The following is a 26,127-nucleotide window of genomic DNA, read 5'->3' on the forward strand; positions in this document are numbered from 1 at the left end:
GATTCAGCCCTGCGCGTCGGCCGGCTGCTTGGCCCTCGCCTCGATCTGGCCGATCGCGTCGACCACGGCATCGAAGGTCAGAAGCGTCGAGGCGTGGCGCGCCTTGTAGTCGCGGACCGGCTCGAGGAATTTGATCTCTTCCCATTTTCCTTGAGGAGGCGCGCCGTTCTCCTTGAGCATCTTGCGAACGGTTTCGCGTAACTCACGGAGTTCGCTCGCGGTCGAGCCAACGACGTGACTTGCCATAATGGATGAAGACGCTTGCCCGAGCGCGCAGGCCTTCACGTCATGCGCGAAGTCGGTGACGGTGTCGCCATCCATCTTGAGGTCGATCTTCACGGTCGAGCCGCACAACTTGGAATGGGCGGTGGCGGTTGCATCGGGGTCGGGCAGCCGCCCGAGGCGCGGAATATTCCCGGCCAGCTCAATGATCCGCTTGTTATAGATGTCGTTCAGCATGCGATGGAGTCCAGCACTTACCTACCGGATCGGCCTTGGCGGGCGCCGTCCACGGTCCTATATAGGGTCGGAACGGGTGGAAAAACAGTCCGGTCGCCAGAGCCAAACGGCCGGCGTTATGACCGCGGACCTTTTCACCAAAACTGTTCTGTTCAGGCGTCCGGCGGCTTGCCGCCCCGTCTGCCGGTGACACTCCGGCCGCAAGGCCGTCGAACGGAGAAGATATGGACGCTGCAATCAAATCCATCCGCTCCAGCAAGTCCTCCGACCGGCAGCCCGAGAGCCGCCCGGCCGAGCTTGATCCTGCCGAATTCCTCGCGGCCGCCGTCCGCGCCGACCAGCCGCGCCCCGCGCGTGCCGAGGCGGAAGCTGCGGTAAAGACGCTGCTCGCCTATATCGGCGAGAACACCGAGCGCGAGGGCCTGCTCGACACCCCGCGCCGCGTGGTCGAGGCCTTCGACGAGCTCTATCAGGGCTACCACCAGTGCCCGGCCGAGGTGCTCGACCGCACCTTTGGCGAGACCGCCGGCTATGACGACTTCGTTCTGGTGCGTGACATCGAGTTCACCTCGCAGTGCGAGCATCACATGATGCCGTTCTACGGCAAGGCGCACATCGCCTATACGCCGGTGGAGCGCGTGGTCGGTCTGTCCAAGCTCGCGCGCCTGACCGATATCTTCGCCCGCAGGCTCCAGACCCAGGAGCATCTGACGGCGCAGATCGCGGCCGCGATCGACGAGATCCTGAAGCCGCGTGGCGTTGCCGTGCTGATCGAGGCCGAGCATACCTGCATGTCGGTGCGAGGCGTCGCCAAGCATGGTGCCTCCACATTCACCAGCCGCTTCACCGGCATGTTCCGCGACAATCCGGCGGAGCAGGCCCGCTTCCTGTCCCTGGTGCGAGGCACGCGCTGACCTCGCAATTGAATTGGCGAGGACCTGTGTCCACTCACTCCCATGAGATCGAGGAAGGGCTTTCCTTCCAGCCCCGGTTCGATTCGGCCGGCCTCGTCACTTGCGTGGCGACCGACGTCGCAACCGGCGACGTGCTGATGGTCGCTCATATGAACGACGAGGCGCTGCGCAAGACCATTGCGACGGGCGAAGCCTGGTACTTCAGCCGTTCGCGCAATGCCTTGTGGCGAAAAGGTGAGACGTCAGGTCAGACCCAGCGCGTGGTCGAGATCCGCACCGATTGCGACCAGGACGCCGTCTGGCTGCGCGTCGAGCAGATCGGCGCGGCCTGCCACACCGGCCGCCGGTCGTGCTTCTACCGCAAGGTCGAGGCCGAGGGCGGCGGGGCGAAGCTTGTGTTGGTCGACGCCGAGCGGCTGTTCGATCCCGGCGACGTCTATCAGAAGTAGCAGGCTGTCATTCCGGGCTTGCGCTTCGCGCGCCCCGGAATGACGGCGGGCGCCGAATTAACCCCGCATTAACCATACCTGTCCCAGGTTGGCACGACAGGGCGCCGAATTGCCGGCGCCGCTCAACGCCGCGCGGGCCGGGCAATTCCATCATGTCGGTCGACAATTCCAGTGCCACGCAGACCGCCGCAACTGACGGGGCGCGTCGCGTTGCCGGCGCCATCAAGCAGGCCTCGAACATCACCGGCGTCAGTTTCCAGTACATGCTGACCACGGCGAAGATGGAGTCCGATTTCGATCCGTCGGCCGGCGCCACCACCTCGTCTGCGCACGGGCTCTACCAGTTCATCGACCAGACCTGGCTGGGCACGGTGAAGGAGGCGGGCACCCAGCTCGGCTATGGCAATTATTCCGACGCCATCACCAGGACGTCGTCGGGCACGTACGCGGTCGACGATCCCGTGATGAAGCGGTCGATCATGAAGCTGCGCGACGATCCCGAAGCAGCCTCCAGCATGGCGGCGGCGCTGACGCAGTCCAACAGCTTCAAGCTCACCGGGCTGCTCGGCCGCAGGCCGTCCGACAGCGAGCTCTACATGGCGCATTTCATGGGCGTCGGCGGCGCGGCCAAGCTGATCGCCAATGCCGAGGACAATCCGCAGGCGGTCGGCGCGCGGCTGTTTCCCAATGCGGCGTCCGCCAACCGATCGATCTTCTACGCCAAGGACGGCCGCGCGCGCAGCGTCTCCGAAGTCTATTCGGTGCTGAACGCCCGCTATGCCAGCGCGGCGAATGCGAAATCGACGCGCAGCGCGATGGCGATGTATGGCGACACGCCGTCGACCACGCAGGTCGCGAGCGCCAACGGCGTGCAGGCCGCCGCGCCCATGGTCAATGGCGCAGCCTACCTCCAGACCTTTCCGGACACGCGCGGGGTGACGCCGGTCAGCGCGACGTCGTCCTCGACGACGGTGGCCGACAACGCACCGACCACACCGGTGTTTCGCTCGATCTACCAGCCCGGCGATGCAACCCAGCCGGTCTCGACCACGGTGCAGAAATTGTGGGGCAACAACGCCTCGCTCACGTCCGTCGCATCAACGACGCCCGACGTAAGGCCGCCGCAACCGCTCGATCTGTTCAGCGATCGCAGCGGCACATTCTCGAGCTAGCCCGCCGTCGCCCGGGCTGGGCTACCGTCAGCCCTTAACAAATCATCAATAAAACCAGCCAGTTATGGTGAACGCTTTGTTAAGCGTCGTGGTTTATTTTGTGTTGCAGGTGACAAGCCGTCACCGCACCGTTTTTCGTTGCGTAAGCCGGAAGCAGCATGATTGTTCGGCAGTTCATCAATTGGATCAGGACTGCGCCCGCCGGTGAGCGGGCCGAGGCGACGCGGGCATTGGCCCGGGCCTGGCTGATCTCAGACCTTTCCCGTGACGACCGCATCGCCGCCGAAGGCGCGCTCTTGATGCTGCTCGACGATCCGTCGCCGCTGGTGCGGCAGGCGATGGCCGAAGCCTTTGCCCGCAGCACCGATGCGCCGGCGGCGATCGTGCGGGCGCTGTCGGCGGACCAGCCGTCCGTCGCGCTGCCCGTGCTCGAACATTCTCCGCTGCTGATCGATGCCGATCTCGTCGACATCGTCGCAACCGGCAATGACGAGGTGCAGTGCGCGATCGCCCGCCGCGTCGCGCTGCCGGCCTCCGTCTGCGCCGCCATCGCCGAAGTCGGCTGCGCGGCCGCGGCGCTCGAGCTGATCGAAAATTCCTGCGCCGAGCTCGCGCCGTTCTCCTGGGATCGCATCGTCGAGCGTCACGGCCATCTCGCTGCGATTCGCGAAGCGATGCTGGTGCTGGAGGACCTGCCGGCCGCAACGCGCGCCGCGCTGGTCGCAAAGCTCTCCGAGACGCTGGCACAATTCGTGGTGGCGCGGAACTGGCTCAGCGCCGACCGCGCCGAGCGCATGACGATCGAGGCGCGTGACCGCTCCACCATGAACATCGCGGCGCGCTCGCGCGGCGAGGACATGCAGGGCCTGGTGCGGCACCTCCGTATCACCGGCCAGCTCACCGCCGGCCTGATCCTGCGCGCGCTGCTCTCGAGCAATCTCGAGCTGTTCGACGCGGCGCTCGCCGAACTCGCCGATCTGCCGCTGGCCCGCGTCTCGGCGCTGCTGCACGACCGCGGCGGCAACAGCCTGCACGCGCTGCTTCGTCGCGCCGGGCTGCCCGAGGCGACGTTTGCGGCTTTCCAAGTGGCGCTCGACGCCTGCCATGAACAGGGCTTTGTCGACACCGACGACAGTGCGGCGCGGCTGCGCCGGCGCATGGTCGAGCGCGTGCTCACCCATTGCGAGACCGATCGCGATGCCACCGAACCGCTGATGGTGCTGCTCCGCCGCTTTGCCACCGAGTCCGCGCGCGAAGAAGCACGGTTGTTCTGCGACGAGGTCGTCGCAGACGATGCGATCGACCCGGGTTACGACGATCTGATCGCGGCGTAACTAGATACCTTAGAGCCAAGGTTGCAGCTCTGACGCCGCCAAGGATTCTCCTTAGGAATCAATGACGGTTCTACTGTGCATGGGGTTGTTTTCCCGGAATAGGTCCCGCTGGTGCCGCCGTGCGAAGTACCTTTGCGATTCCCCGTAACGATGGGAACTCTTACTCCGCCGGCGCGATGCTCGGCGCGAGGATCACCTCGAGATGCTCGGGGCGGTCGCGGTTGACGTCGGCGAGATAGTCGTCGGCGACCTTGCGCAGACGGCGGCTGAGCTCGGCGGAGACGCTGATGCTGTCAAGCTTCGTGTTCTCGTGCACGATGGCCAGGATGGCGTTGATATGGTGCGTGAACAGCTCGGCCGGCACTTTCTCGAGGATCGGGGCGTGCTCGATGACGCGGCACAGGCTTTCGGCAATTCCAGCGGCCGCCGGAAAGCCGAATGTCGCGGCGTCGCCCTTGATGTCGTGCGCGGCGCGGAACAGCTCGTCGCGCCGGTCCTTGCTGAAGCCGCCGTTGCGGATGGCGTCGTAGGCAGCCGACAGGCGGTTGACCTCGGTCGTCATCCAGTCCTTGAACTCGCCGGAGAGGCCCGCCAAGGCCTGCTCGGCGCGGCCGACCGGATCATCCATGTCCTTTTCCGCGACCCGGCGCAGTACCTTGCGCAGCGGATTCGGCTGCGTGATCACGTGATGCGTGGCGAAGGCCTTGACCTCGATGTCCTTTGCGTTGTTCTTCGCCATGATGCCTGCCTCGCCGGGTGAGACGTTGCGCTAGATGGAGGAGCGGGCCTTGTCGAGCAGCGAGGGCTGCTGGAGCACCTCGTGCTTTTCGCCGACGCGGCGCTCGGGGCCCATATAGGCGGATGCGGTGTTGCGACGCCGGTCCGGGCCGAAATAGGTCTTGGTCTTGATGAAGGGCCGGGGGCTGGCGACGACGTTGAGGATGCGCTGGTAGAGGCCCTTGGCCGAGATCGGCTTGGCCAGGAATTCGGTGACGCCGGCATCGCGCGCAACCGTGACGCGGCGCTTCTCGGAATGGCCGGTTAGCATGATGATCGGCGCGTAGGGATTGCCCTTGGATTCCGGCTGCCGGATCATCTGCGCGAGCTCGAGCCCGTCGAAGATCGGCATGGCCCAGTCGGTGATGACGATGTCGGGCACGTAGTGGCTGTACATTTCGAGCGCGGTGGCGCCGTCCTCGGCCTCATAGACCTCGCGCGCGCCAAACGAATGCAACAGCGTCCGCAGGATGCGGCGCATGTGCGGATTGTCGTCGCAGACGAGAAAGCGCAGCTTGTTGAAGTCGATGCGGAACATGACGCCCGGGCCAAAGCGGTCAACCTTCGTTAACCATATCGTGCCGAGGGTTAACGAAGCGTTGCGGCGAGGCGTCCGACTTGGCGTCCGGTGGTTCAGTAGCCGAACTGCTCACGCAAAATGCGCTCTTCGAGGCTGTGGCCGGGGTCGAAAAGCATCCGCATCGAGATGGTCCTGTCGGACAGGACCTCGACGCGCCGGACCCTGCGCACCTCCTCGTGGTCCGCGACCGCAGCGACAGGGCGCTTGTCGTCTTCCAGCACCTCGATCACGACGTAGGCCGTGTTGGGCAGCAGGGCACCGCGCCAGCGCCGCGGCCGGAAGGCGCTGATCGGCGTCAGCGCCAGCAATGCGGCGTTGATCGGCAGGATGGGCCCTTGGGCCGACAGATTGTAGGCGGTCGAGCCCGCCGGCGTCGCCACGATGATGCCGTCGGCGATCAGCTCGGGCATGCGCTCGCGCTCGTCGATCAGGATCCGCAGGCGCGCCGCCTGGGAGGTCTGTCGGAACAGATAGACCTCGTTGATGGCGTGATGCAAATGGACGCGGTCATTGGCATCGGTCGCGCGCATCAGCAGCGGATTGATCTCGGATTCATGCGCCGCCTCGAGCCGCGCGCGCAGATCGTGCGCCGAGTATTCATTCATGAGGAAGCCGACCGTGCCGCGATGCATGCCGTAGATCGGCTTCCCTGAACGCATATGCTGGTGCAGCGTCTGGAGCATCAGCCCATCGCCGCCGAGCGCGACCACGACGTCGGCCTCGCTCGGATCGCAATTGCCATATTGCGCGGTGAGCTGATGGAAGGCTGCCTGCGCTTCGCTGCTCGGGCTGGCGACGAAGGCGATCCGGTCGTAACGCGAGGGCTTGGTCATGGCTTCCGGGGCAGGGCCGCTGGCTCGAGAAAGTTCCGCCGGGCTCGTCTATACGACCTGGGCCGCTATTGTCGAGGACGACCGCCCCTAAAGCAAATGGGCGAACGGTCAGGCGGGCGCCAGTCCGGATTCAGGGTAAAGCCGGGCCTATCGGGCCGGGATAGCCAGTCTCCGGCCTCCGATCCCCCAAACCGACGCAATTGGCGACTAGACCTTCGGCCATCGCTGGCCGGTGCCCGACCACGTGTGACCGCGGCCGGGCAGGGAGGATGATCATGGTCATGAGTTTGCCGGCCTTGCGCCGCGTCGGGCTGGTGGTGGCGTTAGCTGCCTTTGCGCTGACAGGCGTTGCCCGTGCGGACGATCCGCCGCAGCCGCGCAGCGAGGCGGCCGCCCCCGCCGGACAGAAAGGCGGGCGCGGCGGCAATTCGCAGACGACGGCGCCATCCGCCACCGAGCAGCATCGTCTGCCGCCGGACTCGACGACGAAACAGACGCTCGATCTGCCCGGCCGCACGCTCAACTTCGCCGCGACTGCAGGCTCGATCCGCGTGTTCGACGACAAGGGCGAGCCGCTGGCCGATATCGCCTACACGTCCTACGAGCTCGACGGCGCTGATCGCGCCACGCGCCCGGTGACGTTCCTGTTCAATGGCGGTCCTGGAGCGTCCTCAGCGTGGCTCCAGTTCGGCAATGCCGGGCCATGGCGGCTGCCGCTCGACGGCGAGGCGCTGTCGCCCTCGGCCTCGCCCGAAGTCAGGCCGAACGCCGAGACCTGGCTCGACTTCACCGATCTCGTCTTCATCGATCCCGTCGGCACCGGGTATAGCCGCGTCGTTGCGAGCGGAGAGGATGCGCGAAAACGGTTCTACACGGTCGATGGCGACGTCAATTCGATCGCGCTCGTGATCCGCCGCTGGCTCGAGAAGCATGACCGGCTGGTCTCGCCGAAATACGTCGCGGGCGAGAGCTACGGCGGCATTCGCGGGCCGAAGGTGGTGCGCCAGTTGCAGCTCCAGCACGGCGTCGGCGTCAGGGGATTGATCCTGGTGTCGCCGTTACTCGACTTCCGCGAGTTCACCGGCACCAGCCTTCTGCAATATGTCGCGACGCTGCCGAGCTATGTGGCGGTTGCGCGCGAGGCCAAGGGACCGGTCACGCGCGCCGATCTCGCCGATGTCGAGGCCTATGCACGCGGTGAGTTCTTGAACGATCTCGTCAAGGGCGAGGCAGACAAGGAGGCCACCAATCGTCTCGCCGACAAGGTCGCGTCGCTGACCGGCATCGACCAGGCCGTGAGCCGCAGGCTCGCCGGTCGCCTCGATGTCGGTGAATTCCGCCGCGAGCTCGACCGCAAGAACGGCAAGGTGACAGGTCGCTACGATGCTTCTGTGCGCGGGTACGATCCCTATCCGGATTCGGGCAATTCCCGGTTCGGCGATCCCTCCGGAGACGCGCTTCAGGCACCGCTGACGAGCGCTGCGGTCGATGTCCTCTCGCGCAGGCTCAACTGGCGGCCGGACGGCTCCTATGAAGTCCTGAATGGCGCGGTCGAGGGCCAATGGGATTTCGGCCGCGGCATCAACCCGCCGCAATCGGTGTCGGATCTGCGCCTGATCCTCGCCAACGATGGCAGGCTGACCGTGCTGGTCGGGCACGGCCTGTTCGACCTTGCCACGCCCTATTTCGGATCGAAGCGGGCGCTCGACCAGTTGCCGGCCTTCGCCACGTCGCGCGTGAAATTCGTCGTCTATCCCGGCGGCCACATGTTCTATTCGCGCGACGGCTCGCGGCAGGCGTTTCGCAGCGAGGTCGAGGCGTTGATCAGGGAGTAGGCCGGCGCTTGCGCGGCGGGTATCGGCGTGCGATCTCGCGCGCGACGACGCTCGCAGGCTTGACATTGGCGCCTGCGATCCAGATGTCGCTGACCTTACCGCGCTTGTCGCGGATGCGGCGCACCGGCTCGCCATGGCTGGAGTAGCCGGCAGCCCAGGCTAGCTTGCCGGTATCGCGGCCGGTCACCTCGATCTCGGCGGCATCCATGAACGGATTGTTGAACTGCGGATTGGCGATCAGCACGCGGTTGCCCATCGGCACGAAATCTGTCGCGCCCCAAATCGTCCACCAGCGGCCGGTCCAGTCGCGCACGCGACGACCGGCTGCGCCGCGGGTCTTGAACGCGCGCAGGATCTGCATCGCGCCGTCCATCCAGAACGGCGCCGCGCCGTCGATCGAGTTGCTGAGGATGCTGATTGAGAGTTCGCAAGCAGGGATGGAGCAGGTCCGCGAGATATAGCCCTGGAAGCCGCCACCATGGCCGAACCAGTCCCAGCCGTCGGTTTTGCCGGCGTTGACGCCGAGACCGTAATAGGCCTCAAAACTCTGCGGCACGCGCCAGTGATGTCGTGTCATCTCGCGGCGGCTTGCGACCGACAGCACGCTCTTTCTTGCGTTGGGCGCGAGCTGCCCAAAGAAGCGGGCTGTGTCGGCGGCAGTGGCGACGAAGCCCGCGGCGGACGCCATCGCGTGCGCGGGATTGTCGCCGGGGATGACGCAGCGCTCGCCCAGCGGCACCTTGCGTGTGTGCCCGCGTGCGAAGGGCGCCCCCTTGGGAAGCGGCGCATCGGGCTCGGTTTCGCGTAAACCCGCCGGCTCAATGATCTCGCGCTTGATCCAGGCAGAGTAGGGCTCCTTCGTCACGGCTTCGATGACAAGGCCGATCAGGCCAAAGCCATGATTGGAATATTTGAAGCGCGTGCCGGGCTCGATCGCGGTCGGCAGCTTCAATTCCGCGCGCAGCTCCTTGGCGTTGAGATAGGGGCGGCTGTCGATGAACTGGCCGGAATCGGCGCCATCGCGCGTCAGCCCGGCGCTGTGCGAAAGCACCTGCGCGATGGTCGTTTCGGCGACGCGCGGATGCAGGCCGCTGACATGCTGGCCGATGGGATCGTCGAGCCGGAGCTTGCGCTGCTCGCGCAGCTTCATGATGCCGGCCGAGGTAAAGCTCTTCGAATGCGAGGCGACGCGGAAGCGGTGGCGCGGAGTGAGCCTTTCACCGGTGTCGAGATTGGCGAGGCCGAACGCGTGCTCGGCGACGACTTCGCCGCGATGGGCCAACGCGACGATGACGCCGGGCTGCTGGATCGTCGTCTGCTGGAATTCGATCCATGAGCCGATGTAGTCGATCGCGGATCGCAGCCACGTGTCCATTGCACACCAATTTGCGAGGGAGATCGGTGCGCGAAGCTAGCCGAGAAAGCAGAGTGGGCACAACCCGTAAGGTTGTGCCCACTCGCTGAGTTCAAATATGCGGGTCTCAGTAGACCAGCGTCGCGCCGGTCGGCTTGTCGAGCGCTTCGGCAAGCGAGCGATATTCGGAGCTGTTGGTGCCGGCGAGCGAGGCGATCTTGTTCAGGTGATATTGCGCCTGTTCGCGGTTGCCCTGCTCGAGCTGCCACAAGCCATAATACTGCCAGGTGCGGACGTGGTTCGGATCGTCCTTCAGCGCGATCTCGTAATAGGCTTTCGACGACTGGTAGTCGCCGAGCTTGCGATAGGAGTAGCCGATCAGATTGGCGACGTCGGCGACGTCGTCGCGCTTGAGCGACTTCAGCTGGCCGATCGCGCCGGTGTAGTCGTGGTTGTCGTAGATCGTGGTGTAGGCGGTGCGATAGGCCGCGAGGAATTTGGGATCGCTGATGGACGAGCTCTTCTTCTTGCCCTTCTTGGACGAGTCCGACTTTGGCGGTGAGGAGGGCTCATCGCTACCCGCGGCATAGGCGCTGGTTAGCACCGGCGCGGCCGCCAGTGACATGGCGACGAGTCCCGGCACAACAAGCATTGAGAGTTTGCGCATTGAAGTTCTCCCGTATGGTACGTGGCGATCCTACACGATTGCCCAAAGACCGGAACACCCAGGGAGCAAAAACATTCCCGGTGACCCCGCCTGTTCCGCCCGATGGCGGATGACAAACTTGTCATCGAGATGAACGGAAGCTGGCTGAGGGCTTCAGACAGGGTTCAGTGCGCTCCCCCTAGGCTTCCACCTACGATCGAAGGGTTGGCGAGAGGGCGCCGCCTAAGATCCTTCCAAGAGGAGACCAACCATGTTGAAGACCATTTCCGCAGCCTTGCTTGCAGCTTCCGTGATCGCAGCCCCGGCCTTCGCCGCCGAGGCGGGCAAGACCACCACGACCACCGCCCCGGTGATCAAGGCGGATCAGGCCCAGACCAAGGTGTCGAACACTGCCGCGAAACCCGACGCTGCGGCCAAGGCCGACGCGAAGACTGCCGCCGCCAAGTCTGACGTCAAGTCTACCGTCAAGTCTGACGCCAAGGTCGATGCAAAGGCAAAGGCGATGAACGCCAATGCCGCGATCTCGCCCGACGAGCACAAGACGGTGCGGACGCATCGTCATCACCACAAGCATCTGTCGGCCAAGAAGTCGCTGAAGGCGCAGCCGGACGTCACCAAGCCGGTGACGACCGAGAAGCGCAGCTAACGACTGATCCCGCGCGGCGGCATCCCTGGATTGCCCTGCTGCCGCGTGCGGAGTTCAGGCCCGGCTCGTTCGTCACGCCCTGCGCGCCAGCGCAAGGTGCGGCGGCGGGCCGGTGCGCCGTTTGCGGAAGCGAATTCCCTTTGCGCAACCTTGGAGCTAGAACGTCTCCTGGTCTGACTGGTCGGAGATTCTGGTCCCTTGGGGCGATTGGCGAAACGTGCGGCGATCCTGGTGCTGCCGCTGGCGCTTGCGGCATGTTTCGGCGGCGACGGTGACCGTCCATCCCTGATGGAGGGGACCCAGGCCGGAGGCCCGCAGCCGTTTCCCGACAATTTCCGCAGCGACGCGCTGGCCCTGATGCGCGCCTATCTGAACAATCCGGTCGGCGTGCGAGATGCCAGCATGGCCGACCCGGTGCTCCGCGAGATCGGCGGCCGGCAGTTCTACGTCAGCTGCCTGCACTTCACGCCGCGCGAGACCGACGGCAGCTACAAGTCCATGCGCGAGCGGGCCGCCGTCTTCGTCAATGGCCGGGGCGATCGCATCGTCGACCGCGCCAGCGAGCTCTGCACCGGCGCGGTTTACGCACCCTTTCCGGAACTGGAAAAGATGACGCGATAGCGCAAAGCCCACGTTCATCCCGGCCTGCTAGGACAAGAGCCGCCGGAGCCGCTGGATCACATTTCGGCGAGCTTTGAACGGGGTGGTTCGGCGTTGCGACAAATCGTTACGGCAGGTCTTGCGCGAACGACAAAATGTGTCGGCGCAAGCAGACGTGACGGAACAAAAACGCGTCGTTGCCACCCCGTCACAGTCTCGAACGATCAACGTTCCGGCATCGCCGCGAAGCAACCAAATTCACGCCACGTTGTTTGCTGAGGGTCGGACGTGAGAGAACGGGGATGATCATGAAGACGATTTTGCTCGGTGCAGCAGCTCTGCTTGCGCTGGCTGCACCGGCGGCCGCAGCCGATATGCAGCCGCGCACCTACACCAAGGCACCGGCCTATACGCCGCCGCAGCTGATCTACAATTGGACCGGTTTCTACATTGGCGGGCATGTCGGCGGCGCGTTCGCCGGCGACAGCACCTTCCAGTCGAGCGACGCCCGTTTCCTGGGCGGCGTGCAGGGCGGCTTCGACTACCAGTTCGCCCCCAATTGGGTCGTCGGTGTCGAGGCCCAGTATTCCTGGCTGCCGACCAACAATAACGGCGTCACGTTCCCGCTGGGTACGCAGGTGACCTCCAACACCGACCAGCTCGGCTCGGTGACCGGCCGCATCGGCTATACCTGGGGTCCCGCGCTGGTCTACGCCAAGGGCGGTTACGCCTGGCGCAACGGCGGCCTCGGCGTCAACATCGCCGGCGTGCCGCAGGGCTTCACCGCCACCGGCAACAACAAGGACGGTTACACCGTCGGCGCTGGCCTCGAATACATGTTCGCGCCGAACTGGTCGGCCAAGGCCGAGTACCAGTATTACAACTTCGGCAGCACGACGATCACCTCCGGTCCGGCCGACGTCGTCGGCGTCCGCGGCCGGGAGGACGAGCATACCGTCAAGGTCGGCGTGAACTATCGCTTCGGCTGGGGCGGTCCGGCGGCCTCGCGCTACTAAAACCTCCAGCAATCGATGTTCTGACAAAGGCCGGCCTCCCGCCGGCCTTTCGTTTGCAAGCCTGTCAGTTTGCTTTGCGTGAACCATCTGGCGCGTCATTTGCATTCAAACGGTTTGGCGTGCGCCTTCTCACGCGTGTCACGGGGCTCGGGTAAAGCAAAAATAATTTTTGCGACTTACGGAACGGGCGCTCCGAAGCGTAATTATCGACTTGCCGGGCTGGTGGGACAACGAACATGCGTATCTTGGCGTCGGTGGTGGTGGTCTCGTGCTTCGTCGCCCTGCCGTGCTCTGCCCAAACAATCCTCAAATCCGAGCCTCTGATGTTGGCACCTTATGAGGTGGCCTTCGTCAAGGATGCCTCCTGTCCGTCCGGCAAGGTGCTCAAGGTCACCGGCGCGATCCGCGGGCTGCACCGCCGCAAGGCCTGCGTGGCGCTCGCCGGTGAGCAGGCGTCGCTCGCGACCGCGACGCCCTAGGCAAACCGATCTCCGGTCGGGTCGGATCTCACGAATTGAGCTGAAGCTCCATCCTCGATTCCCGCTCGGCGTCGGCCTTGTTCTTGGCGGGGTCCTCGCCTTGGGCGGCCCGGCACGCCTTGATCTCGTAGTCATTGTCGAGCACCCGGCGCGGCCCCGGCCGCTCCTCGTCGGTGCCGACGTCCACGACGAGTCCGCTCCGCTGCGCGAGCTTCCAGATGTCGGCCTCGCTCGGATAGGCCTTGCTGATCTGGCTGTCGTTGCAGAACAGGGCGTAGGGCATCTTCCAGCTCCCATAAACCGCATCAACGGCCTGCCAAGGAGAGGGTTTCCGGCCCGCCACCTTGATCACGGGGCCGTGATCAAGGTGGCGGACCCTGAGTCGTAAACGAGTCCTGAATCCCGGAAAAAAGAATCCCTGGGACTCCCTGGCCGGAATCAGCGGATGTTTCCGGACATGACGACCGACCTGAAAACCTCCTGCGGGCACATGCTCTTGCCCCTGACGCTGGCGCTCCTCAGTGCCTGCGCAGCAAATCTCTGGTTGGTGTGGTCGTGGCTTTGAGAGGCTGACGCGGCTCTCTCACTCGTCCGCGGGCGGGCGGGTCGAGGGGGCGCGGATGGCGGCGCGGAGCCTGGTCAGGGTCGCCGCACAATATTCTTCCCGCTCGCGCTCGAAGCGCTCCTGATGCTTCCGGAAATTTGCGATGCGGGCTTGCATCTCGGTGCGGAAATCGCCGCTCGCCCGCGGTGGCGGGACAGGCAAGGGCCTGACAGGCAAAGGCTCGGGCGGTGCGGCCTGCGCCGGCTCGAGTCCGACTGTCGCGGTGCGGACCGAGACGATTTCCGCTGTAAGAATCGGCATGGCCGCCGGGAGGACCGGGGCAGCACCAGAGGTATCCGGCGGGTGGAAGTCGTCCTTCCTGCCGGTGACCGACTGGACGAAGGCCAGTGTTTGCGCGATCAGTGCGTCGCGCTCCCTGATCCACTTCATGATCCACCACCCTATTAGAGCTATTCCACCAAAGCTCGGGCGCCGAATCAAGAAGGTCACCGGCAAGGGATTGCATATTTTTCCCGGGCGCCCGACATTGCGCGGATGGGAGCCGGGGAAGACCAGTCCGACGAAGCGCAGGGCTTGAGGCTCGTGCGCGCCTTTTTGTCACTGCCGCCCGACAAGCGGGCGGAGGTGATCGCATTCGTCGAGGCCTTGGTGCGCGCCCAAGGCCAGCCCGAGGAGGGTCGGGAGGTTTCTCCGACGTGAGCGCTGGCGCTGGCGCTGGTTGACCTTCGGGACCATCGCATGGCGGGCGAGGCCGTCCACCAGGCTCGCACCACGACCGAACGTGTCAGCGAACTCTCGGTCGCGGCGACGCGGATCCGCGGCGTCGTCGAGCTGATCAACACCATTGCCGGCCAGACCAATCTTTTCGCGCTGAACGCCACGATCGAGGCCGCGCGCCGGCGAGGCCGGCCATGGCTTCGCTGTCGTCGCCTCCGAGGTGAAGACGCTGGCCGAGCAGACTGCGAAGGCGACCGACAGCATCCGGCTAAAGGACGAAGTCGGAAAATTCCTGTCGACGGTGCGCGCCGCCTGAGTTCGTGCGGCGGCACTCGTCCGCCGTGCCGATCATAGCGCCAGCAAAAGCGCGAACGCGGCGACGAACAGCACGGCCGTCACGATGACGGCCGTTGCCGCGCCGGCGGCGATTTTGGTTTTCTCTTTGGCCGTGATGGGACGCATGAGGGCTGCATGCTACCTCATGTTGAATTCTGATCCAATCTGTGGTCAGTAGCCGTCCCCGCGACTCGCGCGGCCAACACCCATTCCCGAAGGTCAAACCATGAGCGACGACGTCAGCGACGGCTGGAGCGCTTCTGCGTCCGCCTGGTTGATCGAGCAGGGCGAGGACGGCGATTATGGCCGCCGCTTTGTGCTGGATGCGCCGATGCGGGCGCGTGTCGAAGGACGCGGCTTCCGCCGGGCGCTCGATGTCGGCTGCGGGGAAGGGCGGTTCTGCCGCGTCATGCAGCGCGCTGGCATCCGCACCACCGGCATCGATCCGACCGAGGCGCTGCTTGCGCGCGCCCGGGAACTCGATCCGGACGGTGACTACCGGCTCGGCCGCGCCGAGACGATGGAGGTCGATGCGGATTTCGATCTGGTCGTCAGCTATCTCAGCCTGATCGACATGCCCGATCTCGGCGCGGCGATCGCGAAGATGGTGGCAGCGCTGCGGCCCGGCGGCACGCTCCTGATCGCCAATCTGACCAGCTTCAACACCGCCGGCCAGCCGGACGGCTGGACGCGCGACGATGATGGCGTCCCGCGCTTCGCCATCGATCACTACATGGACGAGCGGCCGATCTGGCTGAGCTGGCGCGGCATCCGGATCCAGAACTGGCACCGCCCGTTGAGCACCTACATGAGGCTGTTGCTCGATCACGGCCTCCAATTGCGCGTGTTCGACGAGCCGGAGCCCACAGGTGGGGCGCCCGAAACCATCGCCCGGCATCGCCGCGTGCCTTACTTCCACATCATGGAGTGGCAGCAGCCCGTGTGAGGTGGTCGCGGTCAGGCGGCGAGCCTGGTCTGGAAGAATTTGGTGATGCGATCAATCGCATCTGGTGTCATCGGGTCGGTGTCGGAGAAATCGAAGCCGTGGGCTTTGCCTGGATAGGGCACGAACTCAGTCTCGGCACCGACGGACTTGCCAAGCGCGACCAGTTGCCGCCCCTCTCTGATCGGCACATTCCGGTCGGCCTCGCCATGCAACACGATCAGCGGCGGCAGACGTTTGACCTTGGCGGTCATGGCTTCGGGCATGCCGCCGTAGAGCACCGCAAGTGCCGCGATGCGCGTGTCGCGCGCGGCGGCGTCGGCGGCGACGTAGCCGCCTAGCGAGAAGCCGAGCAGACCAATCCGTCCCGAGCTGTCGGGCCGGTCGAGGAGGGTCGTCAAGGTGACGGAGACCGTATCGGCCCACCCGTCGAACCGCGTCGTCTCATAGGCTTCGCGGCGCTCATGCGTGGCGGATGTCGACGTCAACGCCGCCGTATCGGCCAGCGTCATGTAACGGAGGAAATAAGCGTCGATGCCCCTTGCCGTCAGCGCATCGGCATATCGCTCATAGGCACGGGCTCTGAGCTCGATACCGCGGGAGCCGTGCAGCACGATCACGGCCGGGCGTTTCCCAGCCGCTGTCGCCGCATACCGCGACACGGACAGGCTATCGTGGCCGGAGGTGACGTTCAATTGCTCACCTGGCGTACCGTGTGCGGCTACGGGCGACAGCAGTGCGGTGAGGCCGGCCAGCGTGGTTCGTCGGGTGATCATCGGCGGTCTCATGGGAGAGAGATGTCGGATGCGACGCGTCGCCTGTATAGTGTGGTTGCGACTGAATCTTGACGCGAGTTGAGCCTGATGATCGCCAACCGTCCCCCCGTGCTCGCCCATCAGCGGTTCGTCGCCGACCGCGAGAATTTTGCAGGCCTTGATCTCGCCGCACGGTTCGAGCGGATCGAGCGGACCAATTTGTGGGGCGCTGCGAGTTCAGTGTCGGGCCTCGGGTCGGAGGACCGCGCCACAGCCGCGATCCGCGGGACGCTGCTTCCGTTGCTGCAACGGCTCGCCGCGCATTCACTGCTCGATGCGCCCTGTGGCGACGCGGGCTGGATCGGTCGCCTGACGGGCAATATCGGCTACACCGGCGTCGACATCGTGCCGTCGCTGATCGCGGCCAACGTAGAACGTGTGGCGCGCGGCGAGTTGTCCGGCCGTTTCCTTGTCGCCGACATCACGCGCGATGCGCTGCCGCGCGCAGACGTGATTCTCTGCCGTGACTGCCTCGTCCACCTGAGCTTTCAGAACATCGCCCGCGCCATCGCCCGCTTTCGCGCCAGCGGCGCGCAATTCCTGCTCGTCACGACATTTCCAGAGTGGGAGGACAACCGCGATTGCGACGACGGCGACTGGCGCGCGCTGAACATGACGCGGGCGCCGTTCAACTGGCCGTCGCCGCGCGAGCTGATTGATGAGCGTTGCGAGGAGGGCGACGGCGGCTGGCGCGACAAAAGCCTCGGGTTGTGGCGGCTGGATGAGCTGCCCGGCCCCTCGTCCTGAGGTGCGGGGCGAGCGAAGCGGCGCACGCGGAGCCTCGAAGGATCAACGGCGGGGTCGGGGTTGCGGTTGGGTGGCCTCGCCTGTACGTTGCGCGCCCATGGATTGGCGCCTCAAGGCATTGGCATTTCGTGCCCTAGAACTTCCCGGCGGGGGAGCACTTCATTATTGGCTGCAACGCCACGTGACGAAGACATGGCCAAGATCTGTAAAGACGCTGGATGCGTTGGCGGGCAAGGCGAAGGAGGTTTTGTCGGAGTATCATCGTCAGGTCGGCATTGTGCCGGAATCCGTGCTTGAAGTGGGCGCGGGGCGCGATCTGGCCGTTCCACTCGCCCTGCGTCGCCTGGGTGTGAAAGATGTTACGACGGTCGACGTCAACCGGATCGCCAGGCTAGATCTGGTCCAGCATGCGGCCGACCGTCTGTTGGTTGACCATGTCCGGTTTGGCTCGTGGGACGAATTGCAGGCGTTCGGCGTGCACTATGTGGCGCCGCATTACGTCACCCGCGACGACAAGCAGGTGGACTGCTCGTGCTCCAACGAAGTGCTGGAGCACGTCCCGCCGGATCAACTGGCGGAATTGTTGCGGGCGTTGCGTGCAGTCACCAGGAACTTGACAGTCCACTCGATCGACTACAGCGATCACTATGCACGGTCCGACGCATCAGTTTCCCGATTGAATTTCCTTCGTTACTCCGATGAGGCGTGGAAGCCATTCAACAGCGGCAAGCAGTACGTCAATCGGCTTCGACACAGTGACTATGTGCGAATGTTTCGCGACGCCGGCTTCACCATCGTCGAAGAGAGTTCCATGCCGGGCAATCCTCCGCCGGATTTGACAATAGCTGAGCGGTTCGAGCGATACGATTCCGCTGATCTCTTCGCTATCCGGGGGCGCATTGTTGCCGTATGAGCCGGCATTCGCCCGGGTGCTTGCGGTGATGCTGCCGTCTCGGTCCGGTCGGCTATCTCTGCTCGCGACCAGATAGGACCAGCGCCATGGTTGCGGGATGTCCGGTAACGCTCTTGACCGCGTCCGCGATCTGTACTCTGTATTGCGCGCTGATGACGCTCGCCATGTATTCGCTGCGCGCGTGGGCGATCACGACGCCGCCCGATAATTCCGTGCAACGAAACCCCTGGAAGTATGTGTCGTACGTCTTGGCACCGAGGATGAAATTCAGCTTGGCTTGAACGGCGAGATCTTCTTCGTCAGTTAAAATGACCATGCGCGCCTCGACTCCACCGCTTCGAAGTACGGTACGCGGGGCTTGGCGTTGCGCATGGGGCCATGCACAATTCGGTGGAACAAAAAGCCTGGAAGCCGCAGGAACAGGGGAGAGGAGCGTATCCGATGATCGATGCCAGATGCAGTCGTGGCGCCGTTGCACTCTCGCTTCCGGGGCCATCCACGCTTGTCGTTGCCTGCCACTGCATCGACTGCCAACGCCGGACCGGCGCGCCGTTCGGTGTCGGGGCGTTTTACCCGGCTGAGGCCGTCACGATTTTCGGAACGCCGAAAGAGTTCGTCCGCGATGGCGCAAGCGGCGCCAAGGTACGGATTTATTTCTGCCCCGACTGCGGCTGGACAGTGTACTGGAAAGCGGACAAGCGACCCGGGATGCTCGGCGTTGCCGTGGGCGCAATAGCCGACCCGAACTTCCCGGCGCCGATCAGATCGGTGTTCGAGCAGTCGAAGCATGCCTGGGTCGAAATCAACGGCGCCGGTGTCGAGCACTTCCAGCAAGGCAGCCTGCCGAAGGCTGCAAGCTGAGGAGCGCGCGTCAAGCGCTGGTGCCGGCTGAGGGGATTGAACCCCCGACCTTCGGTTTACAAAACCGCTGCTCTACCGCTGAGCTAAGCCGGCGACGCTGGAGAATGGGAGGGGCTCGGCATGCGCCAAGGCATCCGCCTGTCGCGCGTCGCAATACCAGACTTGACCGGAAAGTGCCAGAACCGCGCGCGGCAATCACAGGCATGAAACAGGCGGCCCGGAGGCCGCCTGTTTCATGCCTGTTGCGATGTGGTGCTACTGGCACATGTGCTGGCGGCCGTCCTCACCCTTGACCCACGTGCCCGGCCGGCAAACGATGCCGTTACGCGCGGCGTAGGTATCCCAGTTGCCGTACCAGCCCATTTCGCCGCGGTCGCCGTTGTAGCCGCCGGAATTGTCATATGCGTACGAATTGCCCCAACCTTGGAACGGCGCTGTGGCGACGGCCGCCGCGGTGCCAACAGCTGTGCCGGCGACAGCGCCCGCGGTGCCGAGCGGCCAGGCGCCGTCGTCGCGGTTCGACTGGCGGTAGGCCGTGTGCCGATATTGGCGCTGCTGTCGGCTGGTGGCATACGGGCTGCCGGCGCCAGCATTCTGGCAATTGGCGCTGGCGAATATGGATTCGCAGGCGGCTGGATTGGAGATGGATGCCTGACCCAATGCAGGGCCCGCCAGTGCGGATGCAGCAATCGCGGCCGCGCCGATCAATTTGAGGCTCGTCATGGTATTTGCTCCATGTGGTTGAGACCGTTGTGACGCGCGACCCCAAGCGCGATCATGATCAAGTCGTTCCGCGTTTTTGCGGAAGCAGCGTCACTTCGACGTGATCGCCCGGAGGATGCGCAGTTTGTGCCATGCAACTCCGTCGACGCGATGCGTCGCACAGCATTAACGCTCCGATAGTGCGCTCGCCGGTATTTGAGCAGCATCCGCCTCTTCGGCGTTAGGCTTACCGGAATTTGGTCAGCGGCTCTTAACCCTCTCTGCGTCGCGATCGGATAGGTTGTGGGCTGGATAACCGGGATCCTTCCATGCGCGCCCTGGCGCTTGCAGCCTTTCTGATCGGACTGCCCGCAACCGCGTTTGCCGGCGGCGGTTTCGATATCGTCGTGCCCGGCCGCCCCGGCGTGCCCATCATCATCAACAATATCGACGCGTCCTATACGGTCGTCGAAGGCGTCTGGGGCCTGGGTAAGAACATCCAGGTGCAGCCCACGATCTATGGCGGGCGCTACGTTGCGGAGCGGCAGCCCGACGATGTCGGCCATTATTATCCGAGCATGGGCCTACGGCCCGGCTATGGCCGGCTCGAGGTCGAGCCGCCCGCCAACCGCAAATTGCCGAAGCCGGCTGAGAGCTACCATCAGAGTTGGGGCGCGTCATCCGCGCCGCTCCCGCCACAAATGGATGTGCCGGTCAATCCGCCGCCGATCATCTATGCGCCCGAGATCAATGGCAATCCGCAGCACCATCGTCGAATGCGGCCGCGTGCCGAGGCACCCGCCAAGCCACCCGGTTAAGAAACGTCAAAATCCAACGAACGGAAATCAACAGGAGAGAGTAATGCGTCAAATGATTTCGGGACTGGTCGCGGCGGCTGCCGTGATGGTTGTGGGGGCCGCGCCGGCCATGGCCTGCGGCTTCAACCCGTGCCAGCCGGTTGCCCCGGTCTTCTCCGGCTGCAACACCGGCTGCGGCGGCTATGGTTACGGGGCCGGCTATGGCTATGGTGCCTATGAGCGCCTCGCCGAGCCGACCTCGCAATATTACTACGTCAACCAGGGCCCGACCTATACCGGTCCGGGCGCCTTCGCGCCGTACCCGACCTATCAGGAGGACGCGGTCGTTGCGCCCGCGAACTACGGTTATGATCGTGGCTACGGCTACGGTCATGGCTATGGTTATGGCGCAGCCGCGGTCGAAGCGCCGGCCGCCTATCCCTATCGCCGGCCGTATTATCGTCCGTATCGCTACGGCTACGGCCCGCGCTACGGCTACCTGCCGCGCGTGCACTACGGCTACGGCCCGCGTTATGGCTACGCCCACCGCTACGCGCCGTATTACGGCGGCCACCGCGTGCTGCGTCGCTATTACTGATTTCTGATCGGTTGAGCTAACGAAACGCCCGTCCGCGCGATGCGGAACGGGCGTTTTGATTTGTTAGCGCTTCATCAGTCCGAGCCGGCTCGCGCCGACATAGAGCGAGAGCACGGCGGCGTTGGAGACGTTGAGGCTTTTGATCTCGCCGGGCATGTCGAGCCGCGCCACGACGCTGCAGGTCTCGCGTGTTAGCTGCCGCAGGCCCTTGCCCTCGGCGCCGAGCACGAGCGCAAGCGGCTCGCGCAATGCGACCTCAGAGAGATCCTCGCTGCCTTCGCTGTCGAGCCCGACGGTCTGGAAGCCGCAATCGTTCAGTTCGTTCAGCGCGCGGGCGAGGTTCTGCACGGTGATCATCGGCACCAGTTCCAACGCGCCGGAGGCGGCCTTGGCCAGGACGCCGGTCGCTTCCGGGCTGTGGCGCGCGGTGGTGACGATCGCCTTCACCGCAAACGCAGCCGCCGAGCGCAGGATGGCGCCGACATTGTGGGGATCAGTGATCTGGTCGAGCACCAGCACCATGCCTTCCTGCTTCAAGGTCTCGATGTCGGGCGAGGGCAGCGGATCGGCCTCCGCGAGCAGGCCTTGATGCACGGCGTCGGGCGACAGCAGGCGGTCGATTTCCTGCGGCCGGACGATCTCCGGCGTGACGGGGGTGTCGACGTTTTCTTCGGCAAGGCGCCTTGCGGCGTTCTCGGTCAGCGTCAGCTTACGGATCCGACGCTGCGGATTGGCAAGTGCCATGGTGACGGTGTGCCAGCCATAGAGAATGACGGGTCCGTCGGCATGCGAATCGCGCTCGCGCCAGGCTGGGCGGCCGGCCGATTTTCCCGGTTTCTTGAAGGGCTTAGCCCCGCCGCGGGGCCCCTTGGGGACGAATTTTCGATCCTTCATGGGCTCGCTTGTGTCACGGGTCCCGGAATATGGCAATTTGGGTGCCTTCGAGGGCGATTTTAGCTGTTCGCCTCGGTTGACTTTGCCCCACCGCTTCGCCCATAAACGCGCCCGGCCGCTGCCCCCTCACTGGGCTGTCAGCGGCCTTCACGTTCCATGGCCGTCTTCGGTCCGCCGGCAAGGTCCGGCCCGATTGTGCTGCCGTCGAGCGGGGGAGTGTCCCGAGTGGCAAAGGGAGCTGACTGTAAATCAGCCGCCTCATGGCTTCGCAGGTTCGAGTCCTGCCTCCCCCACCATCCTTTGCTCGTTTCGCGAGCTACGGCTCGGCAAGCCGGCACAGACCAAGCAGCCTATTGGGCTCGGCGCGCCTGACATTCGCTTCGGTGTCAGCGTTACCGCCCCGCGCACCGTTGATGGCGGCTGAAGCACATTGCCAGCGCGATCAATTGAGCTCGATCGCATGCACTGCGCCAGGGAACAGTGAGATGGATCACCTTCATCCGTCAAATACCGTTGCTACAAGTTCGCATTTCCATCGGGAGGTTCAACAATGAAGATTCCCCGCGGCTTACTCGGACTGATGGTTTGCGTCACTTGCAGCAGTCTGTCCGGCATCGCCCACGCGCAGACACCGGCGCCGGCTCAGGCGCCTCCGGCGGCAGCAGCTCCGCCACCGCCGCCGACGCCGATTCCCTTCGACGACGCGTTGCTGAAGGCGGCCAACGATCTCTTCTCCAAGGCCAATCTCAACGGCGCGCCGGACAAGCTGACGCTGGTGATCGATCCCTTGATCGACGGCGTCACCGGCGCGCAGTCCAACGCGACCCATCTGGAAGAGAAGCGCATCACCGATCTCGTCAAGAGCAGCTACCCGCGCTTCCAGGTTGCCCGCTTCTCCTCCGACAGCGTCGCCAAAAGCCCGGTCGTCCTGATCGGCACTTTCACGGCGGTCAACAATGCCGGCGTCGCGGGCGGAGCCAAGGACGCCTACCGCATCTGCCTCGCGCTTGCGGACATGCGGACCAAGACCATCATCTCCAAGGGGGTCGCGCGCGCGTTGCCACAGGGCATCGATCCGACGCCGGCGGCGTTCTTCAACGACAGCCCGGTGTTCGCCAAGGATGCGTCGACCGACAGCTACATCAAGACCTGCCAGGGCACCAAGGTCGGTGACAATGTCGACCAGGCCTATGCCGATCGCATCGTGGTTGCCTCGCTGGTCAATGACGGTATCGAGGCCTATGATGCCGGTCGCTACCGCGATGCGCTCGATGCGTATCAGAGCGCCCTGAAGACGCCGGGTGGCGAGCAGCTGCGCGTGCTCAACGGCATCTATCTCGCCAACATCAAGCTGCATCGCACCCGCGTTGCGATGGCCGCCTTCGGCAAGGTGATCGACTATGGGCTCGCGAGCGACAAGCTTGCGGTGAAATTCCTGTTCAGGCCGAGCTCGACGTTGTTCATCAACGATCGCAGCCTCCGCGCGCCTTACGACGCCTGGCTCGAGACGATCGCTGAACGCACCGCGGCCAAGCAGGGATGCCTCGAAGTGGTCGGCCATACCAGCGCCACCGGCCTGCCGGCGGTCAACGATCGCCTGTCGGCCCTGCGCGGCGACTACATCAAGGATCGGCTCGAGGACAACGAGAAGTCGCTGCGCGGCCGTCTTATCGCGACCGGCAGGGGCTCGCGCGAGATGATCGTGGGTACGGGCAGGGACGATGCCAGCGATGCGCTCGATCGGCGCGTCGAGTTCAAGGTCTCGCCCTGCGGTGGCGCGCCTGGCGGCCGGTCGACCTGATCTGACAACGTCACGCCTCGAACATCCCGGCTCCGGTTCATCCCGTGGCCGGGATTTTTGTTGCGTGCAACCGGTCCGCTTCAATGCGCGAGCGTGCGCGCCACCCGGAAGCCGATGTCGTCGTGATGCGCATCGGGACCGGCCTTGGCGCGTGCAGCCGGCCGCAGCGTCGATGCGGTCGAGAACCAGTCACCGCCGCGCAGCGTGCGGGCCGCGCAGCTCGCCTGGGAACGTGGCGCGCTGGCAGAGCCGGCATCGCGGTAATCATCGACAAAGCAGTCGGCGGTCCATTCCCAGACATTGCCGATCAGGTCATGCAGACCGAACGCGTTGGCCGTGAGCGAGCCGACTGGCGCGGTAAAGGGATAGCCGTCGCTACAGGCCATATACGGCGCATCCTGCGGCAGACCCGCATTCCGTGCCGACTGATCGGCGCCGTTGACGAACCGGCACAGATCGGCTGGATTGTCGGTGAAGGCGTAGGGCAGGGTGCTGCCGGCGCGCGCGGCATATTCGAATTCGGCTTCCGACACCAAACGGTAGGACCTGCCTGTCGTCTTCGATAGCCAGTCGACATAGGCTTGCGCGTCGTTCCAGCTGACGCAGACGGCCGGATGATTGCCGTCCTGCGCGTAGCCCGGCATCAGATATGAGCGGTTCTCGCGCTCCTTCGGCACGTTCTGTTCGAAGGTGAAGCAGCGGCTGCCGGCCTTGTAGCTGGTCGCGGCAACGAAGGCAGCAAACTGATCACGGGTCACCTCGAAGCGGCCGATCGCAACCGTCTCCCTCACGGCCACCTTGTGCTGCGGCGCTTCATTGACGGCCGCAAGCCCATTGTCGATCTCGGCAGCGGGCGAGCCCATCATGAACTCGCCTGCCGCAATCACCACCATCTCGGGACAGTTCTGACACTCCCGAAAATTCTGTTTCGGTTTCAGGCTGCATTCCTCCGGCAGCGACAGCGCTCTTGCAGGGTCGAGCGAGAGCGACACCGCCTGCGCCTCCATGCCGGCACAGCCGGTCGGCGCATGCGACTGAGCCTTGCCGGCGTCGGAACCGGGCCGGGCATCGCCGGGCAGAATCGCAGCCAGTTGCTGGTTCGGCGCCGGTTGCGCCGCCTTCGCCCGCGCGGCTTCCGCAGCCTTTGCTTCTTCGGCCGCTCTCGCAGCCTTTGCCTCTTCCGCTGCTTTCGCGGCTCTGGCCTCTTCGGCCGCTTTCGCAACTCTGGCTTCTTCGGCCGCTTTCGCGGCCCTGGCCTGTTCGGCCGCCTTTGCGGCTCTGGCGTCTTCAGCGGCCTTTGCGGCCCTGGCGTCGTCGATGGCTTTCTTCTCCGCCGCAAGGCGCGCCTGCTCAGCGTCCTTTGCCGCGATCAGCTTGTCGCGCTGCGCGCGCGCAAGATCGCTGTAGAATCCGGTCGGATATTTGGCGAGGAAGGAATCCCAGGCTGCGACGACGTTGATCTGCGAGGTGAGCTGGTAATCATCGCGCGCCGCTGTGGCCGGATCAATCTTCGGGGCGGGCGGCAGCGGCACCAGCGCGACGTCATCGCCGCCGAGCGAGCCGTAGATGAACGGCTCCTGCCTGTAGTTCGTCACCTTCAGGACGTCGTCGCGCACGAAGCCGAAAGCTTTCCGGACATCGAGGCCGGGGACCGGCAGATGTTTGACCAGCGCCGTGGTGAAGGGGCTGTTCCTGCTGTCGCCATCATCGGCGGTCGAGCCGGCCTTGGCCGCAAAGGCGACCAGCGTGTTCGGACTGGTCGGCTCGACCATCACCAGTCCGCGCTGGAGCGAGCGCGACGCGACCGGACGTTTCATGCGTTTGGCGAACGGATTGTCGCGACAGGCATCGAGGATGACCATCCTGAGCCGCTTTGCCGGCTCGACGACCGCCAGCAGCCGATCCAGTGGGATCGCTTCGTCATAGGCGTCGATGTCGCGTTCGAGGACGGCATCGACCGGAACGAGATAGTTGCTGCCGTCGATCTCGAGACCGTGGCCGGCATAGTAGATGATGGCGAGATCCGCATCGTGCACCGCATCGGCAAATTCGCGTAGCGCACGACGCATCTCGAGGGCCTTGAGGTCGAGCTTGAGAGCCACCGCTTCGAAGCCTGCCTTCTTGAACATCTCCGCCATCGCGGTGGCGTCGTTGACGGGATTGGGCAGCTGCGGAACCCGCTCATAGGCGGAGTTGCCGATCACCAGCGCGATCCGCCGGTCGGCGAAGGCGGGTTCGCAGAACAGGCAGATCGCGCAAACCACCAGGAGGATTGCCGAGGCAACACGCATCATGCAGTCCAGCATAATCGCAAATTACGGCA

Annotated in this window: 28 protein-coding genes, 2 tRNA genes and 2 pseudogenes; 18 read left to right on the top strand and 14 right to left on the bottom strand. The window is 64.7% G+C overall.

Annotation, left to right across the window (positions count from 1 at the left end):
* Positions 1-3 precede the first annotated feature (3 nt).
* Positions 4-459 (bottom strand): iron-sulfur cluster assembly scaffold protein, encoded by a 456-nt coding sequence (locus IC761_RS14075; RefSeq protein ID WP_195803822.1) that lies wholly within the window; start codon positions 457-459, stop codon positions 4-6.
* 224 nt (positions 460-683) lie between these two features.
* On the opposite strand from IC761_RS14075, the gene folE reads away from it, so the two are divergent.
* The 4 genes and pseudogenes from folE to IC761_RS14095 all read left to right on the top strand — a co-directional run bounded on the left by folE (position 684) and on the right by IC761_RS14095 (position 4,328).
* A complete protein-coding gene (gene folE, locus IC761_RS14080; RefSeq protein WP_195803823.1) occupies positions 684-1,373 on the top strand; it encodes a GTP cyclohydrolase I FolE in 690 nt (229 codons plus the stop codon).
* Between the two features lie 26 nt (positions 1,374-1,399).
* Entirely contained in the window at positions 1,400-1,822 is a 423-nt protein-coding gene (gene hisI, locus IC761_RS14085; protein WP_195803824.1) for a phosphoribosyl-AMP cyclohydrolase, read from the top strand.
* A 109-nt stretch (positions 1,823-1,931) separates the two neighbouring features.
* A pseudogene (locus IC761_RS14090) lies at positions 1,932-2,994 on the top strand (lytic transglycosylase domain-containing protein).
* A 158-nt stretch (positions 2,995-3,152) separates the two neighbouring features.
* Positions 3,153-4,328, top strand: a complete 1,176-nt coding sequence (locus tag IC761_RS14095) for a DUF2336 domain-containing protein (protein WP_195803826.1) — start codon at positions 3,153-3,155, stop codon at positions 4,326-4,328.
* A 160-nt stretch (positions 4,329-4,488) separates the two neighbouring features.
* On the opposite strand, the gene IC761_RS14100 is transcribed toward IC761_RS14095, so the two are convergent.
* The 3 genes from IC761_RS14100 to IC761_RS14110 all read right to left on the bottom strand — a co-directional run bounded on the left by IC761_RS14100 (position 4,489) and on the right by IC761_RS14110 (position 6,518).
* Positions 4,489-5,067 (bottom strand): Hpt domain-containing protein, encoded by a 579-nt coding sequence (locus tag IC761_RS14100; RefSeq protein WP_195803827.1) that lies wholly within the window; start codon positions 5,065-5,067, stop codon positions 4,489-4,491.
* Positions 5,068-5,097: 30 nt separating this feature from the next.
* Positions 5,098-5,643 (bottom strand): response regulator, encoded by a 546-nt coding sequence (locus IC761_RS14105; RefSeq protein WP_195803828.1) that lies wholly within the window; start codon positions 5,641-5,643, stop codon positions 5,098-5,100.
* A gap of 95 nt (positions 5,644-5,738) precedes the next feature.
* Positions 5,739-6,518 (bottom strand): NAD kinase, encoded by a 780-nt coding sequence (locus tag IC761_RS14110; protein WP_195803829.1) that lies wholly within the window; start codon positions 6,516-6,518, stop codon positions 5,739-5,741.
* Positions 6,519-6,793: 275 nt separating this feature from the next.
* Between IC761_RS14110 and IC761_RS14115 the strand changes: the two genes are divergently transcribed.
* Positions 6,794-8,353 (top strand): S10 family peptidase, encoded by a 1,560-nt coding sequence (locus IC761_RS14115; RefSeq protein WP_195803830.1) that lies wholly within the window; start codon positions 6,794-6,796, stop codon positions 8,351-8,353.
* On the opposite strand, the gene IC761_RS14120 is transcribed toward IC761_RS14115, so the two are convergent.
* Both IC761_RS14120 and IC761_RS14125 read right to left on the bottom strand, forming a co-directional pair.
* Positions 8,343-9,728, bottom strand: coding sequence for a serine hydrolase domain-containing protein (locus IC761_RS14120; RefSeq protein WP_195803831.1), 1,386 nt, complete (start codon positions 9,726-9,728; stop codon positions 8,343-8,345). The two genes, IC761_RS14115 and IC761_RS14120, sit on opposite strands and share 11 nt — an antisense overlap.
* Positions 9,729-9,834: 106 nt before the next feature.
* Complete coding sequence (locus IC761_RS14125) at positions 9,835-10,374, bottom strand: tetratricopeptide repeat protein (RefSeq protein WP_195803832.1); 540 nt, start codon at positions 10,372-10,374, stop codon at positions 9,835-9,837.
* A 250-nt stretch (positions 10,375-10,624) separates the two neighbouring features.
* On the opposite strand from IC761_RS14125, the gene IC761_RS14130 reads away from it, so the two are divergent.
* The 4 genes from IC761_RS14130 to IC761_RS14145 all read left to right on the top strand — a co-directional run bounded on the left by IC761_RS14130 (position 10,625) and on the right by IC761_RS14145 (position 13,115).
* Positions 10,625-11,020, top strand: coding sequence for a His-rich protein BRANT (locus IC761_RS14130; RefSeq protein ID WP_195803833.1), 396 nt, complete (start codon positions 10,625-10,627; stop codon positions 11,018-11,020).
* A gap of 198 nt (positions 11,021-11,218) precedes the next feature.
* Positions 11,219-11,641 (top strand): hypothetical protein, encoded by a 423-nt coding sequence (locus tag IC761_RS14135; RefSeq protein WP_195803834.1) that lies wholly within the window; start codon positions 11,219-11,221, stop codon positions 11,639-11,641.
* A 287-nt stretch (positions 11,642-11,928) separates the two neighbouring features.
* The gene (locus IC761_RS14140) at positions 11,929-12,636 is read left to right on the top strand and encodes an outer membrane protein (protein ID WP_195803835.1); all 708 of its coding nucleotides are present in this window, start codon (positions 11,929-11,931) and stop codon (positions 12,634-12,636) included.
* Between the two features lie 236 nt (positions 12,637-12,872).
* The gene (locus tag IC761_RS14145; RefSeq protein ID WP_195803836.1) at positions 12,873-13,115 is read left to right on the top strand and encodes a DUF6719 family protein; all 243 of its coding nucleotides are present in this window, start codon (positions 12,873-12,875) and stop codon (positions 13,113-13,115) included.
* Between the two features lie 28 nt (positions 13,116-13,143).
* Here the strand turns inward: IC761_RS14145 and IC761_RS14150 are convergent, their stop codons facing one another.
* Together IC761_RS14150 and IC761_RS14155 are read right to left on the bottom strand one after the other, a co-directional pair.
* Positions 13,144-13,398, bottom strand: coding sequence for a hypothetical protein (locus IC761_RS14150; protein ID WP_195803837.1), 255 nt, complete (start codon positions 13,396-13,398; stop codon positions 13,144-13,146).
* A 300-nt stretch (positions 13,399-13,698) separates the two neighbouring features.
* Entirely contained in the window at positions 13,699-14,109 is a 411-nt protein-coding gene (locus tag IC761_RS14155) for a hypothetical protein (protein WP_195803838.1), read from the bottom strand.
* A gap of 306 nt (positions 14,110-14,415) precedes the next feature.
* On the opposite strand from IC761_RS14155, the pseudogene IC761_RS36075 reads away from it, so the two are divergent.
* Both IC761_RS36075 and IC761_RS14165 read left to right on the top strand, forming a co-directional pair.
* Positions 14,416-14,710: pseudogene (locus IC761_RS36075) on the top strand (methyl-accepting chemotaxis protein); the annotation flags it as partial.
* A 249-nt stretch (positions 14,711-14,959) separates the two neighbouring features.
* On the top strand, positions 14,960-15,679 hold the full coding sequence (locus IC761_RS14165) for a class I SAM-dependent methyltransferase (RefSeq protein WP_195803839.1): 720 nt from the start codon (positions 14,960-14,962) through the stop codon (positions 15,677-15,679).
* 11 nt (positions 15,680-15,690) lie between these two features.
* On the opposite strand, the gene IC761_RS14170 is transcribed toward IC761_RS14165, so the two are convergent.
* Positions 15,691-16,452, bottom strand: a complete 762-nt coding sequence (locus IC761_RS14170) for a dienelactone hydrolase family protein (protein ID WP_246791514.1) — start codon at positions 16,450-16,452, stop codon at positions 15,691-15,693.
* 87 nt (positions 16,453-16,539) lie between these two features.
* Between IC761_RS14170 and IC761_RS14175 the strand changes: the two genes are divergently transcribed.
* The gene (locus IC761_RS14175; RefSeq protein WP_195803840.1) at positions 16,540-17,238 is read left to right on the top strand and encodes a class I SAM-dependent methyltransferase; all 699 of its coding nucleotides are present in this window, start codon (positions 16,540-16,542) and stop codon (positions 17,236-17,238) included.
* A 97-nt stretch (positions 17,239-17,335) separates the two neighbouring features.
* Positions 17,336-18,151, top strand: coding sequence for a methyltransferase domain-containing protein (locus IC761_RS14180; protein WP_195803841.1), 816 nt, complete (start codon positions 17,336-17,338; stop codon positions 18,149-18,151).
* A gap of 52 nt (positions 18,152-18,203) precedes the next feature.
* Here the strand turns inward: IC761_RS14180 and IC761_RS14185 are convergent, their stop codons facing one another.
* Positions 18,204-18,467, bottom strand: a complete 264-nt coding sequence (locus tag IC761_RS14185) for a hypothetical protein (protein ID WP_195803842.1) — start codon at positions 18,465-18,467, stop codon at positions 18,204-18,206.
* 125 nt (positions 18,468-18,592) lie between these two features.
* On the opposite strand from IC761_RS14185, the gene IC761_RS14190 reads away from it, so the two are divergent.
* A complete protein-coding gene (locus IC761_RS14190) occupies positions 18,593-19,012 on the top strand; it encodes a GFA family protein (protein ID WP_195804647.1) in 420 nt (139 codons plus the stop codon).
* A gap of 18 nt (positions 19,013-19,030) precedes the next feature.
* Here IC761_RS14190 and IC761_RS14195 read toward each other — a convergent pair.
* Positions 19,031-19,105, bottom strand: a tRNA-Thr gene (locus tag IC761_RS14195).
* A 162-nt stretch (positions 19,106-19,267) separates the two neighbouring features.
* The gene (locus tag IC761_RS14200; RefSeq protein WP_195803843.1) at positions 19,268-19,735 is read right to left on the bottom strand and encodes a hypothetical protein; all 468 of its coding nucleotides are present in this window, start codon (positions 19,733-19,735) and stop codon (positions 19,268-19,270) included.
* Positions 19,736-20,043: 308 nt separating this feature from the next.
* Between IC761_RS14200 and IC761_RS14205 the strand changes: the two genes are divergently transcribed.
* Together IC761_RS14205 and IC761_RS14210 are read left to right on the top strand one after the other, a co-directional pair.
* Positions 20,044-20,532 (top strand): hypothetical protein, encoded by a 489-nt coding sequence (locus IC761_RS14205; RefSeq protein WP_195803844.1) that lies wholly within the window; start codon positions 20,044-20,046, stop codon positions 20,530-20,532.
* Positions 20,533-20,575: 43 nt separating this feature from the next.
* A complete protein-coding gene (locus IC761_RS14210; RefSeq protein ID WP_195803845.1) occupies positions 20,576-21,109 on the top strand; it encodes a hypothetical protein in 534 nt (177 codons plus the stop codon).
* 63 nt (positions 21,110-21,172) lie between these two features.
* Here IC761_RS14210 and rlmB read toward each other — a convergent pair whose 3' ends face one another.
* Positions 21,173-22,003, bottom strand: a complete 831-nt coding sequence (gene rlmB, locus IC761_RS14215; RefSeq protein ID WP_195803846.1) for a 23S rRNA (guanosine(2251)-2'-O)-methyltransferase RlmB — start codon at positions 22,001-22,003, stop codon at positions 21,173-21,175.
* A 210-nt stretch (positions 22,004-22,213) separates the two neighbouring features.
* Here rlmB and IC761_RS14220 point away from each other — a divergent pair.
* Together IC761_RS14220 and IC761_RS14225 are read left to right on the top strand one after the other, a co-directional pair.
* Positions 22,214-22,299, top strand: a tRNA-Tyr gene (locus IC761_RS14220).
* 254 nt (positions 22,300-22,553) lie between these two features.
* On the top strand, positions 22,554-23,804 hold the full coding sequence (locus tag IC761_RS14225) for an OmpA family protein (RefSeq protein WP_195803847.1): 1,251 nt from the start codon (positions 22,554-22,556) through the stop codon (positions 23,802-23,804).
* A gap of 80 nt (positions 23,805-23,884) precedes the next feature.
* Here IC761_RS14225 and IC761_RS14230 read toward each other — a convergent pair whose 3' ends face one another.
* Positions 23,885-26,095: an SUMF1/EgtB/PvdO family nonheme iron enzyme gene (locus IC761_RS14230; RefSeq protein ID WP_246791515.1), complete on the bottom strand. Its 2,211-nt coding sequence runs from the start codon at positions 26,093-26,095 to the stop codon at positions 23,885-23,887.
* Positions 26,096-26,127: the final 32 nt, after the last annotated feature.

The organism is Bradyrhizobium commune (assembly GCF_015624505.1).
Taxonomy (GTDB): Bacteria; Pseudomonadota; Alphaproteobacteria; order Rhizobiales; family Xanthobacteraceae; genus Bradyrhizobium; species Bradyrhizobium commune.

Coding starts and splice junctions, on each gene's coding strand:
- IC761_RS14120 (WP_195803831.1), bottom strand. CDS start 9,728: ATGGACACGTGGCTGCGATCCGCGATCGACTACATCGGCTCATGGATC.
- IC761_RS14150 (WP_195803837.1), bottom strand. CDS start 13,398: ATGCCCTACGCCCTGTTCTGCAACGACAGCCAGATCAGCAAGGCCTAT.
- IC761_RS14130 (WP_195803833.1), top strand. CDS start 10,625: ATGTTGAAGACCATTTCCGCAGCCTTGCTTGCAGCTTCCGTGATCGCA.
- IC761_RS14140 (WP_195803835.1), top strand. CDS start 11,929: ATGAAGACGATTTTGCTCGGTGCAGCAGCTCTGCTTGCGCTGGCTGCA.
- IC761_RS14230 (WP_246791515.1), bottom strand. CDS start 26,095: ATGCGTGTTGCCTCGGCAATCCTCCTGGTGGTTTGCGCGATCTGCCTG.
- IC761_RS14155 (WP_195803838.1), bottom strand. CDS start 14,109: ATGAAGTGGATCAGGGAGCGCGACGCACTGATCGCGCAAACACTGGCC.
- IC761_RS14100 (WP_195803827.1), bottom strand. CDS start 5,067: ATGGCGAAGAACAACGCAAAGGACATCGAGGTCAAGGCCTTCGCCACG.
- IC761_RS14145 (WP_195803836.1), top strand. CDS start 12,873: ATGCGTATCTTGGCGTCGGTGGTGGTGGTCTCGTGCTTCGTCGCCCTG.
- IC761_RS14110 (WP_195803829.1), bottom strand. CDS start 6,518: ATGACCAAGCCCTCGCGTTACGACCGGATCGCCTTCGTCGCCAGCCCG.
- IC761_RS14170 (WP_246791514.1), bottom strand. CDS start 16,452: ATGATCACCCGACGAACCACGCTGGCCGGCCTCACCGCACTGCTGTCG.
- IC761_RS14205 (WP_195803844.1), top strand. CDS start 20,044: ATGCGCGCCCTGGCGCTTGCAGCCTTTCTGATCGGACTGCCCGCAACC.
- IC761_RS14105 (WP_195803828.1), bottom strand. CDS start 5,643: ATGTTCCGCATCGACTTCAACAAGCTGCGCTTTCTCGTCTGCGACGAC.
- IC761_RS14185 (WP_195803842.1), bottom strand. CDS start 18,467: ATGGTCATTTTAACTGACGAAGAAGATCTCGCCGTTCAAGCCAAGCTG.
- IC761_RS14190 (WP_195804647.1), top strand. CDS start 18,593: ATGATCGATGCCAGATGCAGTCGTGGCGCCGTTGCACTCTCGCTTCCG.
- IC761_RS14125 (WP_195803832.1), bottom strand. CDS start 10,374: ATGCGCAAACTCTCAATGCTTGTTGTGCCGGGACTCGTCGCCATGTCA.
- rlmB (WP_195803846.1), bottom strand. CDS start 22,003: ATGAAGGATCGAAAATTCGTCCCCAAGGGGCCCCGCGGCGGGGCTAAG.
- IC761_RS14210 (WP_195803845.1), top strand. CDS start 20,576: ATGCGTCAAATGATTTCGGGACTGGTCGCGGCGGCTGCCGTGATGGTT.
- IC761_RS14225 (WP_195803847.1), top strand. CDS start 22,554: ATGAAGATTCCCCGCGGCTTACTCGGACTGATGGTTTGCGTCACTTGC.
- IC761_RS14095 (WP_195803826.1), top strand. CDS start 3,153: ATGATTGTTCGGCAGTTCATCAATTGGATCAGGACTGCGCCCGCCGGT.
- IC761_RS14115 (WP_195803830.1), top strand. CDS start 6,794: ATGGTCATGAGTTTGCCGGCCTTGCGCCGCGTCGGGCTGGTGGTGGCG.
- IC761_RS14165 (WP_195803839.1), top strand. CDS start 14,960: ATGAGCGACGACGTCAGCGACGGCTGGAGCGCTTCTGCGTCCGCCTGG.
- IC761_RS14075 (WP_195803822.1), bottom strand. CDS start 459: ATGCTGAACGACATCTATAACAAGCGGATCATTGAGCTGGCCGGGAAT.
- folE (WP_195803823.1), top strand. CDS start 684: ATGGACGCTGCAATCAAATCCATCCGCTCCAGCAAGTCCTCCGACCGG.
- IC761_RS14175 (WP_195803840.1), top strand. CDS start 16,540: ATGATCGCCAACCGTCCCCCCGTGCTCGCCCATCAGCGGTTCGTCGCC.
- IC761_RS14180 (WP_195803841.1), top strand. CDS start 17,336: ATGGATTGGCGCCTCAAGGCATTGGCATTTCGTGCCCTAGAACTTCCC.
- IC761_RS14200 (WP_195803843.1), bottom strand. CDS start 19,735: ATGACGAGCCTCAAATTGATCGGCGCGGCCGCGATTGCTGCATCCGCA.